13 protein-coding genes are annotated in these 12,712 nt (G+C 64.7%); 11 read left to right on the plus strand and 2 right to left on the minus strand.

Going from position 1 to position 12,712, the window contains the following annotated elements; translation table 11 throughout:
* Positions 1 to 2: 2 nt before the first annotated feature.
* Positions 3 to 1,586 (minus strand): cryptochrome/photolyase family protein, encoded by a 1,584-nt coding sequence (locus P3W85_RS34630; RefSeq protein WP_276268079.1) that lies wholly within the window; start codon positions 1,584 to 1,586, stop codon positions 3 to 5.
* A 137-nt stretch (positions 1,587 to 1,723) separates the two neighbouring features.
* Between P3W85_RS34630 and P3W85_RS34635 the strand changes: the two genes are divergently transcribed.
* The 7 genes from P3W85_RS34635 to P3W85_RS34665 all read left to right on the plus strand — a co-directional run bounded on the left by P3W85_RS34635 (position 1,724) and on the right by P3W85_RS34665 (position 7,381).
* Positions 1,724 to 2,431, plus strand: a complete 708-nt coding sequence (locus tag P3W85_RS34635; protein WP_276268138.1) for a 16S rRNA pseudouridine(516) synthase — start codon at positions 1,724 to 1,726, stop codon at positions 2,429 to 2,431.
* Between the two features lie 103 nt (positions 2,432 to 2,534).
* Positions 2,535 to 3,107: a YqgE/AlgH family protein gene (locus P3W85_RS34640; protein WP_017226467.1), complete on the plus strand. Its 573-nt coding sequence runs from the start codon at positions 2,535 to 2,537 to the stop codon at positions 3,105 to 3,107.
* Positions 3,100 to 3,537, plus strand: a complete 438-nt coding sequence (gene ruvX / locus P3W85_RS34645; protein WP_017226468.1) for a Holliday junction resolvase RuvX — start codon at positions 3,100 to 3,102, stop codon at positions 3,535 to 3,537. Before P3W85_RS34640 ends, ruvX begins: the two co-directional genes overlap by 8 nt.
* A complete protein-coding gene (gene pyrR / locus P3W85_RS34650; RefSeq protein ID WP_017226469.1) occupies positions 3,534 to 4,061 on the plus strand; it encodes a bifunctional pyr operon transcriptional regulator/uracil phosphoribosyltransferase PyrR in 528 nt (175 codons plus the stop codon). Before ruvX ends, pyrR begins: the two co-directional genes overlap by 4 nt.
* A gap of 94 nt (positions 4,062 to 4,155) precedes the next feature.
* Positions 4,156 to 5,127 (plus strand): aspartate carbamoyltransferase catalytic subunit, encoded by a 972-nt coding sequence (locus P3W85_RS34655; RefSeq protein ID WP_017226470.1) that lies wholly within the window; start codon positions 4,156 to 4,158, stop codon positions 5,125 to 5,127.
* Positions 5,128 to 5,190: 63 nt separating this feature from the next.
* A complete protein-coding gene (locus P3W85_RS34660) occupies positions 5,191 to 6,465 on the plus strand; it encodes a dihydroorotase (protein WP_276268080.1) in 1,275 nt (424 codons plus the stop codon).
* Positions 6,466 to 6,529: 64 nt separating this feature from the next.
* A complete protein-coding gene (locus P3W85_RS34665; RefSeq protein ID WP_276268081.1) occupies positions 6,530 to 7,381 on the plus strand; it encodes a lysophospholipid acyltransferase family protein in 852 nt (283 codons plus the stop codon).
* Between the two features lie 32 nt (positions 7,382 to 7,413).
* Here the strand turns inward: P3W85_RS34665 and P3W85_RS34670 are convergent, their stop codons facing one another.
* A complete protein-coding gene (locus tag P3W85_RS34670; protein WP_276268139.1) occupies positions 7,414 to 8,259 on the minus strand; it encodes a symmetrical bis(5'-nucleosyl)-tetraphosphatase in 846 nt (281 codons plus the stop codon).
* A 242-nt stretch (positions 8,260 to 8,501) separates the two neighbouring features.
* On the opposite strand from P3W85_RS34670, the gene rfbB reads away from it, so the two are divergent.
* From rfbB to P3W85_RS34690, 4 genes are all read left to right on the plus strand, one after another.
* Positions 8,502 to 9,566, plus strand: a complete 1,065-nt coding sequence (gene rfbB / locus P3W85_RS34675) for a dTDP-glucose 4,6-dehydratase (RefSeq protein ID WP_276268082.1) — start codon at positions 8,502 to 8,504, stop codon at positions 9,564 to 9,566.
* Positions 9,556 to 10,476, plus strand: a complete 921-nt coding sequence (rfbD, locus tag P3W85_RS34680; protein WP_276268083.1) for a dTDP-4-dehydrorhamnose reductase — start codon at positions 9,556 to 9,558, stop codon at positions 10,474 to 10,476. The genes rfbB and rfbD overlap by 11 nt, the downstream gene beginning before the upstream one ends.
* Before the next feature lie 155 nt (positions 10,477 to 10,631).
* Positions 10,632 to 11,726 carry an MraY family glycosyltransferase gene (locus P3W85_RS34685; RefSeq protein ID WP_276268084.1) on the plus strand — a complete coding sequence of 365 codons (1,095 nt, stop codon included), beginning with the start codon at positions 10,632 to 10,634 and terminating at the stop codon, positions 11,724 to 11,726.
* Positions 11,705 to 12,604 carry a Wzz/FepE/Etk N-terminal domain-containing protein gene (locus tag P3W85_RS34690; RefSeq protein ID WP_276268085.1) on the plus strand — a complete coding sequence of 300 codons (900 nt, stop codon included), beginning with the start codon at positions 11,705 to 11,707 and terminating at the stop codon, positions 12,602 to 12,604. Before P3W85_RS34685 ends, P3W85_RS34690 begins: the two co-directional genes overlap by 22 nt.
* Positions 12,605 to 12,712: the final 108 nt, after the last annotated feature.

The following is a 12,712-nucleotide window of genomic DNA, read 5'->3' on the forward strand; positions in this document are numbered from 1 at the left end:
GGCTACGCCGGATCGTTTGCTGGTGCCTTCGCATTGAAGGCCTCTGCGCTCGGGGCTGATCCCGCTTCACTTCTTTCCTTCACCACGGCATACCTCGCCAGCGTTTCCCTGCGCGCTACGTCGTGCTGCACGATCGGGCGTGGATAGTCCTCGCCAAGCCTGACTCCGGCTGCGGCCAGCACATTCTCCGACGCTGTCCACGGCGCATGGATGTACTTGTCCGGCAGCCGCGCCAGCTGCGGCAGGTATTTGCGGATGAACCTTCCCTGCGGGTCGAATTTTTCCGATTGCGTGATCGGGTTGAAGATGCGGAAGTACGGCTGCGCATCGCACCCGGTGGATGCGGCCCATTGCCAGCCTCCATTGTTGGCGGAGAAGTCGAAGTCGTTGAGCTGCTCGGCAAAGTACTGCTCGCCACGCCGCCAGTCCACGCCCAGGTCCTTGACCAGGAAGCTTGCCACCACCATCCGCAGGCGGTTGTGCATGTAGCCGCTCTGCCGGATCTGCAGCATGGCCGCATCCACCAGCGGATAACCGGTCCGGGCGTCGCGCCAGGCCTGGAAGCAGCGCTCGCCGGTGGCGCCCCCGACCCAGCGGATGGCGTCGTAGGCGGCGTGGAAGGCGCGACCTGCGGCGACCCGTGGATGGTGGTGCAGGATCATGAAATAGAAATCGCGCCAGATCAGCTCTGACAGCCAGGTGGCGGCGCCTGCGCTGTCCGCGCCGCCGCGCAGCGTGGCAGCGTGGGCGGCGCGCACCAGCGTGCGGATCGACAGGGTGCCGAAACGCAGGTGCACCGACAGGTAGCTCGGGCCGCGCAGCGCGGGGTAGTCGCGCCGACGCGCGTAGTCGCCCATGCGTTCGCAGAATTCGTCAAATAGCGCGTGGGCGCCGGCGCTGCCGGTGGGCATGGCGATCCCGGCAAGGTTGGCGGGCGCGAAGCCCAGCGCCTCCAGCGTTGGCAGTGGCCGCTCGTAAGCCGGGGGGAGGGGCGACAGGGACGAGAAATAGGGCTCGACCGGGTAGGGCCTGAGGTCGAACGGGAGCAGGGCCTTGAGCCAGGCGTTCTTGTAGGGCGTGAACACCGAGAACGGCTTGCCCTGGCCGGTCAGGATCTCGTCGCGCTCGAAGATGACCTGGTCCTTGAAGCTGAAGAAGGCGCAGGAGCGGTCCGCCAGCGCCTGTCCGACCTCGGCATCGCGGGCCTGGGCGGCGGGCTCGTAGTCGTGGTTGACAAACACGGCTTCGGCGCCAAGCCCGGCGGCCAGTGCGGGCACTGACTGGCGCGCGTGCCCGTGCAATACGATCAGGCCGCCGCCGGCGGCGCGCAGCGCGGTGTCCAGCGGCGCCAGCGAGGCGAGGATGAACTCCACCCGGCGGTCCGCGGACAGGCCCCGTGCCAGCAGGGGATCCAGGATCTCGCGGTCGAATACGAAGACGCACCATACCCGGCGGCAGTGCTTGAGGGCATAATGCAGCGCCGCATGATCGTCGGCGCGCAGATCGCGCCGGAACCAGACCAGGCCGCGCCCGAACCGCCGGTCGATCCGGTACGGCTGGCGTGCTTCGGCGGGTTGCGGGGGCAAGATCGGGGGCTCCGGGAAATGGGCGGAAGAAGCCTGTTACCCTAACATACCGGCGGATGAGCGCGGTGCCGATCCTGTCGCGCCGGCGCAGCAATCCAGTAACCCAGCATTCAGATATCAAGAAGCAAGCCATGGCCATGACACTCGACCGCATCCTCCAATCCCAAGGCTTCGGCACCCGCCGGTATTGCGGCGACCTGATCGGCGCCGGACTGGTGGAGGTCAACGGCGCCCTGTGCGAGGACCCGCGCGAGCAGTTCGAGGTCGACGGCTTGCGCCTGACCGTGGACGGCGAAGAGTGGATCGGCCACAGCAAGGCCTACCTCGTGCTGAACAAGCCGGTTGGCTATGAATGCTCGCAACGGCCGCGTCATCATCCCAGCGTGTACAACCTGCTGCCGGTGCCGCTGCGCCAGCGTGACGTGCAGGCGGTCGGCCGGCTGGACCAGGACACCACCGGGCTGCTGCTGCTGTCGGACGATGGCCAGTTCATCCATGCCCAGACCTCGCCCAAGAAGAAGGTGCCCAAGATCTACGAGGTGACGACCGCCGAGCCGGTCACCCAGGCACAGGTCGAGGCCCTGCTGGCCGGCGTGAAGCTGGACGACGAGCCGGCCCCGATCGCCGCCGCCGGCTGCGAGGCCACTGGCGAGCACAGCCTGCGCCTCAGCCTGACCGAGGGCAAGTACCACCAGGTCAAGCGGATGGTGGCGGCGGCCGGCAACCATGTGGCGGCGCTGCACCGCAGCGCCATCGGCGCGCTGGTGCTCGAGCCGACGCTGGCGCCGGGCGAATGGCGCTGGCTCACGGCGGACGAGCTTGCCGCGCTGACGCGCAAGGAGTAAGAAGGGCCGGCAGGGAAGCGCACCGGAGCGGATCCGGGATGCTGCAGTGCGGCATCCGCGAATCTTTTCCGGACGGATGGCAACGATTTGATAAAATGCAGGGATGGCGACGCTGGAAGCCCCAATCAATCTCACCAATCAGTTCCTGATTGCCATGCCCGGCATGGCAGACCCGACTTTTTCGGGTTCCGTCGTCTACTTGTGCGAGCACAACGAACGCGGCGCGCTGGGCCTGGTGATCAATCGGCCTATCGACATCGACATGGCCACCTTGTTCGACAAGATCGACCTCAAGCTGGAGATCCTGCCGGTGGCGCAGCAGCCGGTGTATTTCGGCGGCCCGGTGCAGACCGAGCGCGGTTTCGTGCTGCACGATCCGGTTGGCATCTATGTGTCGTCGCTGGCGGTGCCCGGCGGCCTGGAGATGACCACCTCCAAGGACGTGCTGGAGGCTGTCGCCAACGGCAGCGGCCCGCACCGCTTCCTGCTCACGCTGGGCTATGCCGGCTGGGGCGCAGGGCAACTCGAGGAAGAGCTCAGCCGCAACGGCTGGCTGACCGTCCAGGCCGATCCCGAAATCATTTTCAGCGTGCCTCCCGAGGAACGCTTTGCCGCCGCCATACGCCTGTTGGGCATCGATTTCACCATGCTCTCGGGTGAGGCAGGGCATGCCTGAGGCAGGCGCGACGCCAGCGCCACGCCCGCTGCCCACCGACGGCACCGCCCTGGCGTTCGACTACGGCGAGAAGAAGATCGGCGTAGCGCTCGGCAATTTCATCACGCGCGAGGCGCGCCCGCTCACCATCCTCCCCAATATCACCGTGGAAGGCCGCTTCGAGGCGGTGGCTGCCCTGATCCGGGAGTGGTCGCCGGTGCTCCTGGTGGTCGGCATGCCGGTCAACCCGGAGGGCGGGGAGCAGCCGTCCATGCGGCTCGCGCGCCGCTTCGGCAACCAGATCCATGGCCGCTTCGGCTTGCCGGTGGAGTGGGTCGACGAGCGCTATACGTCCCGCCTGGCCCAGATGGCCGGAGCCCGGCCCGGCGCGCTCGACGCCGAAGCCGCCAGCATCATCCTGCAACAGTACTTCGACCAGCATCCGCTATGACCCAGACTTCCTCTCCCGACGCCGAGGCGCTCTACCGCACGCTGCGCGACCAGGTGCAGGCCGCGTTGCCCGAAGCCGAACGCGCGCAATGGTCGGTGGCCGGTATCTACTCCGGTGGCGCCTGGATTGCCGAGCGGCTGGCCGCCGACCTGAAGCTCGATGGCCACGGGGTCGTCAACGTCGCCTTCCATCGCGACGACTATGCCAAGAAGGGCCTGCACAGCCAGGCCCAGCCCACCACGCTGCCTTTCGACGTGCAGGACCGCAAGATCCTGCTGATCGACGACGTGCTGGCCACCGGCCGCACCATCCGCGCCGCCGTCAACGAGCTGTTCGACTACGGCCGCCCGGCCCGCGTGGCGCTGGCGGTGCTGGTGGACCGCGGTGGCCGCGAACTCCCGACGGCAGCCGATTTCGTCGCCGCGCATGTCGACCTGCCGCCCAAGACCACGCTGGTGCTGTCGCACGAGGGCGCCGGCGCGGACATGCGCTTCGCCTTCGCCAACGAGGCCACCGGCAACTAAACCTGCCTGCCAGCCCGGCCGGCCTGCGCGCGCCGGCCGGCAGGCTTCGGACCTGTACCTGTCATTCGCCACCGCCCGGCCCTTTCTACCTGCCATGATCAAGACGTTCCGCAACCCGCAACTGACCAAGAACGGCGAGCTCAAGCACCTGCTGTCGATCGAAGGCCTGTCGCGCGAGATGATCGCGCACATCCTCGATACCGCCAGCCAGTTTGTCTCGCTGTCCGACTCCGACCGCGATGTGAAGAAGGTACCGCTGCTGCGCGGCAAGAGTGTGTTCAACCTGTTCTTCGAGAACTCCACACGCACCCGCACCACCTTCGAGATCGCCGCCAAGCGGCTGTCGGCGGACGTGCTCAACCTGAACATCAACGCTTCGTCCACCAGCAAGGGCGAGTCGCTGCTCGACACCATCAACAACCTGTCGGCGATGTCGGCCGACATGTTCGTGGTGCGCCACGCCAGTTCCGGCGCGCCCTACCTGATCGCCGAGCATGTCGCGCCCCATGTGCACGTCATCAACGCCGGCGACGGCCGCCACGCGCACCCCACGCAGGGGCTGCTCGACATGTACACCATCCGCCATTACAAGCAGGATTTCACCAAGCTCACGGTGGCCATCGTGGGCGATATCCTGCACTCGCGCGTGGCGCGCTCCGACATCCACGCGCTGACCACGCTGGGCGTGCCCGAAGTGCGCGCCATCGGCCCGCGCACGCTGCTGCCTTCGGGACTGGAGCAGATGGGCGTGCGCGTCTTCCACAATATGGAGGAGGGGCTCAAGGGCGTGGACGTGGTGATCATGCTGCGCCTGCAGAACGAGCGCATGAGCGGCGCACTGCTGCCGTCGGCGCAGGAATACTTCAAGGCCTACGGCCTGACGCCGGAGCGCCTGGCGCTGGCCAGGCCCGATGCCATCGTGATGCACCCGGGACCGATGAACCGCGGCGTGGAGATCGACTCCGCCGTGGCCGACGGATCCCAATCCGTCATCCTCAACCAGGTGACCTTCGGCATTGCGGTACGCATGGCCGTGATGGGCATCGTGGCCGGAAACAATGACTGACAGCGCCCGGCCGACCCGGCCCAGGCAAGCCAGAACAACCGAATACAAGCCAAGCGACACGATATGAAGATCCACATCAAGGGCGGCCGCCTGATCGACCCGGCCGCGAACGTCGATGCGCAGCAAGACCTTTACATCGCCGCCGGCAAGGTCGTCGGCGTGGGCAGCGCGCCGGCGGATTTCCATGCCAACAAGACCATCGACGCGACCGGGCTGATTGTCTGCCCCGGCCTGGTCGACCTGTCCGCGCGGCTGCGCGAGCCCGGCTATGAATACAAGGCCACGCTCGAGTCCGAGGTGGCGGCGGCTACCGCCGGCGGCGTGACCAGCCTGGTCTGCCCGCCCGACACCGACCCCGTGCTCGACGAGCCCGGCCTGGTGGAAATGCTCAAGTACCGCGCCCGCACGCTCAACCAGACCCACGTCTATCCGCTGGGTGCGCTGACGCTTGGCCTCAAGGGCGAGACGCTGACCGAGATGTCGCAGCTGACCGAGGCCGGCTGCATCGGCTTCTCGCAGGCCGAGGCGCCGATCCGCAATACCCAGGTGCTGCTGCGCGCGCTGCAATACGCGCAGACCTTCGGATTCACCGTCTGGCTGCGCCCGGAAGATCCCTACCTTGGCGGCGGCGTGGCCGCCAGCGGCGCGGTGGCGTCGCGCCTGGGCCTGTCCGGCATGTCGGTGATCGCCGAGACGGTGCGGCTGCATACGATTTTCGAGCTGATGCGCAGCACCGGCGCGCGCGTGCACCTGTGCCGGCTGTCCTCGGCCGCCGGCATCGAGCTGGTGCGCCAGGCCAAGCGCGAAGGCCTCGAGGTGACCTGCGACGTCAATATCCACCATGTGTCGCTGACCGACATGGATATCGGCTATTTCAACTCGCAGATGCGTTTCTCGCCGCCGCTGCGCAGCGCGCGCGATCGCGACGCCATCGTGGCGGGCCTGTCGGATGGCACCATCGATGCGCTGTGCTCGGACCACACGCCGGTGGACGACGATGAAAAGCTGCTGCCCTTCGCCGAGGCATCGCCCGGCGCCACGGGCCTGGAGTTGCTGCTGCCGCTGACGCTGCGCTGGGCCGAAGAGCACAAGGTGCCGCTGTCCCGCGCGCTGGCCCGCATCACCGCCGAGCCGGCCCGCGTGCTGGGCCTGGCAGCCGGTACGCTGGCTGCGGGCAGCGCGGCCGACATCTGCATCTTCCATCCCGAGCAGGAGTGGAAGGTGGAGCGGCGCGCGCTCAAGAGCCAGGGCAAGAACTCGCCCTGGCTGGGCTACGACATGCGTGGCCGCGTGCGCACCACGCTGGTCGGCGGCCACGTCGTCTACGAACTGCACTGAGCGCCATGCCGGGCCAAATGGGCAAGGGCAAGACGATTCGGGCAGGTTTGCCGGCGAGGCTTGCATGATCCGGCTGCGCAAGATCGCGCTGGTCCTGCACCTGCTGCGCGGCCTGCTGACCTGCGCGGTGCTGTTCCCATGGCTGGGCGTGGCATCGCGGCAATGGCATATCCGCCGCTGGTCGCGGCGGCTGCTGCGGATCTGCGGGGTCACGGTCGAGGTGCAGGGGCTGCAGCCCGGACAGGCGGCGCCACGCGGCGCCATGGTCGTGTCCAACCATATCTCCTGGCTGGACATCTACGTCATCAATTGCTGGCAACCCGTGCGCTTCGTGGCCAAGTCCGAGATCCGCGACTGGCCCGTGATCGGCTGGCTGTGCGGGCAGACCGGCACCATCTTTATCGAACGCGCGCGCAAGCGCGATGCGCACCGCGTGCTGCACGCCATCACCGACGTGATGCTGCAGGGTGACCTGGTCTGCGTGTTCCCGGAGGGCACCACCACGGACGGCACCAGCGTGCTGCCGTTTCATGCCAACCTGATGCAGGCGCCGATCTCGGGCGGGCTGCCGGTGCAGCCGGTCGGGCTGGCCTACCTGGATGCCGCCACCGGCCAGTCAACCGTGGCACCGGCGTATATCGGGGATCTGACCCTGCTGCAGACGCTGGATGCCATCCTACGGTCGCCGCCGATCATCGCGCGGCTGTGTTTCGCGCCAACCCTGAGCGCTTCCAGCGCCAGCCGGCGCGAGCTGGCCGAGGCCGCGCGGGAAGTGGTGAGCCATCTGAGCCAGGGTGCGCAGGCGCACGCTGCTGAACTGGCGGTGCGGGTCAACGGCGAAGCCGGGACGGCAACAGTCCGGGAGGGTGAGAGCGGCGAAAGCGCCGCTTCGCACGTGCCGGCGGCCACGCCGTAGGGCGGTTTGCCCCCGGGCCACGGGCTTCGGCTTCAGGCGAGCGGGTCGCAATATTGCGGACACGCCACCTGGATCAACGAGCGCTGCGCCGGATCCCGCGCCAGCCGTGCCGCCGTCAGCTTGCCCCCCCAGACACATCCGGTATCCAGCGCCATGAGATTGGGTCGCATCACCAGCCCCAGCGTCGACCAGTGTCCGCATACGACCGTGGTGTCCTCGGTGCGCCGGCCGGGCACGTCGAACCAGGGCATATAGCCGGCCGGCATGCTGCCGGGTCCGTCCTTGGTCTTGAGATCCATCACGCCTTCCTCGTTGCAGAACCGCAGGCGGGTGAGGGCGTTGACCACCACCCGCTGACGCTCGATGCCGCGCAGCCCTGCGTCCCATCGGTTCGCCGCATTGCCGAAGATGCCGCCCAGGAAAGCCTTCCAGCCGGGGCCGCGCAACTCGCGCTCCACTTCTCCGGCCAGTTCCATGACCTGCGCGGCCGTCCATTGCGGCAGCACGCCGGCGTGCACGAGCAGGAAGCCGTTTTCATGGATCGCCAGAGGCCGATGCCTGAGCCAGGTGATCAATTCGTTACAATCGGGGCTTTCGAGAATATCCCCCAGGGTGTCCCCGCGACCGGTTTTGCGCACGCCGGCGGCAACGGCCAGCAGGTGGATATCGTGATTGCCGAGCACGGATTCGGCGCGCTCGCCAAGCTGGCGTACGGTCCGCAGTGTGCGTGCCGAAGCCGGGCCGCGGTTGACCAGATCGCCGACGAAGCGCAGCCGGCTATCCGCGGGCAGCCGCTGGGTGATGAGTTCGTCCAGAGAGGCCGCGCAGCCTTGCAGGTCGCCGATGGCTAAATGTTGAGTATTAGTCACAAATTTGATTTGCCTGAATAATTGCACAATAAATTGGTTTTTTATTTCCAATATTGTGCGGACAATTCGGGGAAGACGTTACAACAGGCTACAAAAAGATGTCAGTTCCGGGCAAGGCCCCGTCCCCGGTCGGATAGAATACCGCCACTTCTGCAGGTACTTAAGATCCCGCCGTCCCCACAATGGATCAAGGCGGGCGCTCGGCATTGGCCGGGCTCTCGAAATACATCGAAGGGCAGGGAGCGCAGCTTTTGTCTCATATTCTGGTTACTGGCGGTGCAGGCTTCATCGGCGCCAACTTCGTTCTGAACTGGCTGGGCGCCGACGGCGCCGACAGCATTGTCAATGTCGACAAGCTGACCTATGCCGGCAACCGCAAGACGCTCGCCTCGCTGGACGGCGACAGCCGTCATGTCTTCTCGCAGACGGACATCTGCGACCGCGCCGCGCTGGACCAGCTGCTGGCGACCTACCGGCCGCGCGCCGTGGTGCACTTTGCCGCGGAGAGCCATGTCGACCGCTCCATCCACGGCCCGGGCGAGTTCATCCAGACCAATATCGTTGGCACCTTCACGCTGCTCGAAGCGGTGCGGGCCTACTGGGGCGGGCTGGATGATGAAGCCAAGGCGGCCTTCCGCTTCCTGCACGTCTCCACCGACGAAGTCTTCGGCTCGCTCGAGGCCGGCGATCCGCAGTTCTCCGAGACCACGGCCTACGCGCCCAACAGCCCGTATTCGGCATCGAAGGCGGCGTCCGACCACCTGGTGCGCGCCTACCACCACACCTACGGGCTGCCGGTGCTGACCACGAACTGCTCCAACAACTACGGTCCGTATCACTTTCCCGAGAAGCTGATCCCGCTGATCATCGCCAACGCGCTGGGCGGCAAGCCGCTGCCGGTGTATGGTGATGGCCTGAACGTGCGGGACTGGCTGTATGTTGGCGATCACTGCGCTGCCATTCGCGAAGTGCTGGCGCGCGGCCGTCTGGGCGAGACGTATAACGTCGGCGGCTGGAACGAGAAGACCAATCTCGACGTGGTGCACACGCTGTGCGACCTGCTCGACGAGCTGCGCCCCAAGGCGGCCGGCTCGTACCGGGACCAGATCACCTTCGTCAAGGACCGTCCCGGCCACGACCGGCGCTATGCCATCGATGCCCGCAAGCTGGAACGCGAACTCGGCTGGAAGCCGGCCGAGACGTTCGAGAGCGGCATGCGCAAGACCGTCCGCTGGTATCTGGACAATCAGGCGTGGGTGCAGGATGTGATGTCCGGGGAATACCGGAACTGGGTTGAGAAGCAATATGCAGCATAAGGCGCTGAGTATCCCAACCTTTCTTGTAACAGGAGGCAACGGCCAGGTCGGGTTCGAACTACGCCGCAGCCTGGCCCCGCTCGGCAATGTGATCGCACTCGACCGAGCCGCATGCGACCTGTCGCGCACGGATGAGTTGCGGCGGGTGGTCCGCCAGCACCGGCCCGACGTGATCGTCAACCCTGCCGCCTACACGGCAGTGGACAAGGCCGAGACCGACGCGCAGACCGCGTTCGCGGTCAATGGCGCCGCCGCCGGCGTACTGGCCGAGGAGGCCAAGGCGCTGGGCAGCCTGCTGGTGCACTATTCGACCGACTACGTATTCGACGGCAGCAAGGACGGCGCCTACGTGGAGACGGATGCGGTCAACCCGCAGTCGGTCTACGGCAAGAGCAAGCTGGCCGGCGAGCAGGCCATCGCGGCGTCCGGCGCGCAGGCGCTGGTGCTGCGCACCTGCTGGGTGGCTGGCGCCCATGGCGGCAACTTCGCCAAGACCATGCTCAAGCTGGGCCGGGAGCGCGACAGCCTGCGCGTGATCGCTGACCAGTTCGGTGCGCCGACGACCGCAGCGCTGATTGCCGACGTGACGGCGCAGATTGTGGCGCGCCACTGGCTGCACGGCCAGCGCGAGGCGTTCCCGAGCGGCGTGTACCATCTGGCCGCCGCCGGCGAAACCACGTGGCACGGCTATGCCACCGAAGTCCTGCGCCATGCAGCGGCACGCGGCGTCGAGTTGAAGGTGGATCCGGCGCGTATTGAAGCGATCCCGGCCACCGCTTACCCGCTGCCGGCGCCGCGCCCAGCCAACTCGCGCCTGGACACTGGCAAGCTGCGCGGGACTTTCGGTATCCACTTGCCAGACTGGCGGCAGGGCGTTCATTACCTGCTCGACCAAATTCTGTGCATCTGATGGCGTTGAATCTGCCGATAGTGCTGTGGCGTTCAGAGGGCAGCGCAAATCAGCCGCTGCCGCGTCGGATATTCCTGCGATTCCCGGAATTAATCCGGCCGCGGGTTGCGCATATGATTAATCTTGTTGATGTGGCGCAGTAGTTACGGGTGTCTATGATTACTATTACTTTAGCATTTCTCGTGTCATCGCTGCTCACTTTCCTTGTGGTGCGGTACTCGCGTCTTCATGAGCATTTCACTGCCGACTGGGATCTTCAAGGTGTACAGAAACATCATGCCAAGCCCGTTCCTCGAATTGGAGGGCTCGGAATCGCGGCGAGCCTGGTGGTGGTGTCGATTATTACCTGGTACCGGCCGGATGTAGTGACTGGCGCCGCGATGCTGAAACTCGTGGCCTGCGCTGTGTTCGCATTTGGCGCCGGTTTCTGGGAGGATTTGACAAAATCCGTGGCGCCGCGCGAGAGATTGATTGCCACCATGGTTTCGGCTTTGGCTGCCAGTTGGATTCTCGATGCCAGGCTTGCCCGGGTAGATGTGGCACTGGTGGATCAGATTCTTTCCATTACCGTCGTATCGATTGCTATTACCGCGCTCGCGGTTTCTGGGCTTGCGAATGCGATCAATATTATCGACGGATTTAATGGCCTTGCATCCATGGTCTCGATGATCATGTTTTTGTCATTGGCCTATGTCGCCTTCCAGGTTGGCGATGCGTTCGTGCTGACCGTGGCCTTTGCGATGATTGGGGCGATATTCGGTTTCTTTATCTGGAATTTTCCCGCGGGTACAATTTTTCTCGGGGATGGTGGTGCTTATCTGATTGGATTTGTCCTGGCGGAGCTGGCTATCCTGCTCATTGCAAGGCATCCGCAGATATCTGCCTGGTACCCATTCCTGATGGTGATTTATCCGATTTTCGAGACGCTCTTTAGCATCTATCGCCGGAAAGTGGTCAGGGGCGTGCCGGCCGGGCATCCTGATGGCGTGCATCTGCACACCCTGGTCTATAAGCGACTGATGCGTTGGGCTGTGGGTAGCGCCGATCATCGTCATAAGCTTCGGCGCAATTCGATGACATCCCCTTACCTCTGGTTGCTCAGCTTGTTTGCCGTCGTTCCCGCAACACTGTTTTGGAATAATGGAATCGTCCTTGCGATATTCTCGGCCGTATTCATGATTTTTTATGTATGGCTATATTGGCGCATTGTGCGCTTTCAAGTTCCGCGATGGATGATTTTTCGAAAGTAAGGATGACGATGCCATTTACCAGGTCTACGGTATCCCGTGATGATCAGGACGCTGCTCTTGGTCGGATGACACTGGATTTCCTAAAGAAGTCCAAGTATTGGCTGCTTGCTGGTGCGATTCTCGGCGGAAGCGTTGGGTTTGGCGCGTCTTTTCTCATCCGCCCGCAGTGGGAGGCCAGTACCTTGCTGCAGGTCGGGCAGATCGCGGGGGATGAGGGGGCCGCCTCCCTTTTGGAACCTCCGGCGAGAGCGGTCGACCGGATGAAATCCACGCAGTTTCTTGAGGCAGTTATTTCCGGGCTTGCCATCCGGCGGTCGGAAAATGAAGTGAATCCGGAAGCCGAGCTGATTCTGAAATCCACCAACGTAGCACAGATGCGGAATTCGGATCTCCTTCAGGTATCCGTGCACGGATATAGTGGAGAGCAGGCCAGGACAGCGATCAACGGGATCGCGAGTGAGATAGCCAGTGTCCATGCCACAGTCGCCAAACCGACGATCGACAGGCTGAAGGACGAGCAGGCTGCAGTCGAGCAGTCATTGTCTGCGGAGGAAGGACGTAAATCCGAATTGCAGAAGCTTGCGCAGAAAGAGTTTGGCGGAGACGTGGCGCGGAAATTCTCCGAAGGGGTTCTACTGACGCATTTGCTTACCGAGAACGATGCGGCTGTGCGGCAACTTCAGCGCAGGCAACGTGCGCTGAAAGAGCAGTTGGACCCGGCCCGCACATTTGGTACGCATGCGCTAGGACCAGCCGATGTCAGCCCGCGTGCGGTTTTCCCTCGGAAATCTCCGTTTGTCGGGGCAGGCATTCTGGCGGGACTGGCGCTGACCGTGATGCTGCTCCTGATCCAGTGGTCGCGCCGTCATCGTGAATAACTGGCGCCATCCATCTGTGAGTATACGAGCATCCCAGTGCTGAAGAAATTCATTCCATTCTGGCTGAGGTGCTTTGCTTTTGGGCCCGTTGCTGTCCTTTGCCTTGTG

Source organism: Cupriavidus basilensis (assembly GCF_029335485.1).
GTDB classification, from domain to species: Bacteria; Pseudomonadota; Gammaproteobacteria; order Burkholderiales; family Burkholderiaceae; genus Cupriavidus; species Cupriavidus basilensis_E.

What these genes read in the sequence shown, in the direction of transcription:
- P3W85_RS34690 (WP_276268085.1), top strand. Translation starts at nt 11,705, where the DNA reads ATGGATGATTTTTCGAAAGTAAGGATGACGATGCCATTTACCAGGTCT.
- P3W85_RS34640 (WP_017226467.1), top strand. Translation starts at nt 2,535, where the DNA reads ATGGCGACGCTGGAAGCCCCAATCAATCTCACCAATCAGTTCCTGATT.
- P3W85_RS34665 (WP_276268081.1), top strand. Translation starts at nt 6,530, where the DNA reads ATGATCCGGCTGCGCAAGATCGCGCTGGTCCTGCACCTGCTGCGCGGC.
- P3W85_RS34660 (WP_276268080.1), top strand. Translation starts at nt 5,191, where the DNA reads ATGAAGATCCACATCAAGGGCGGCCGCCTGATCGACCCGGCCGCGAAC.
- pyrR (WP_017226469.1), top strand. Translation starts at nt 3,534, where the DNA reads ATGACCCAGACTTCCTCTCCCGACGCCGAGGCGCTCTACCGCACGCTG.
- P3W85_RS34655 (WP_017226470.1), top strand. Translation starts at nt 4,156, where the DNA reads ATGATCAAGACGTTCCGCAACCCGCAACTGACCAAGAACGGCGAGCTC.
- ruvX (WP_017226468.1), top strand. Translation starts at nt 3,100, where the DNA reads ATGCCTGAGGCAGGCGCGACGCCAGCGCCACGCCCGCTGCCCACCGAC.
- rfbD (WP_276268083.1), top strand. Translation starts at nt 9,556, where the DNA reads ATGCAGCATAAGGCGCTGAGTATCCCAACCTTTCTTGTAACAGGAGGC.
- P3W85_RS34685 (WP_276268084.1), top strand. Translation starts at nt 10,632, where the DNA reads ATGATTACTATTACTTTAGCATTTCTCGTGTCATCGCTGCTCACTTTC.
- P3W85_RS34635 (WP_276268138.1), top strand. Translation starts at nt 1,724, where the DNA reads ATGACACTCGACCGCATCCTCCAATCCCAAGGCTTCGGCACCCGCCGG.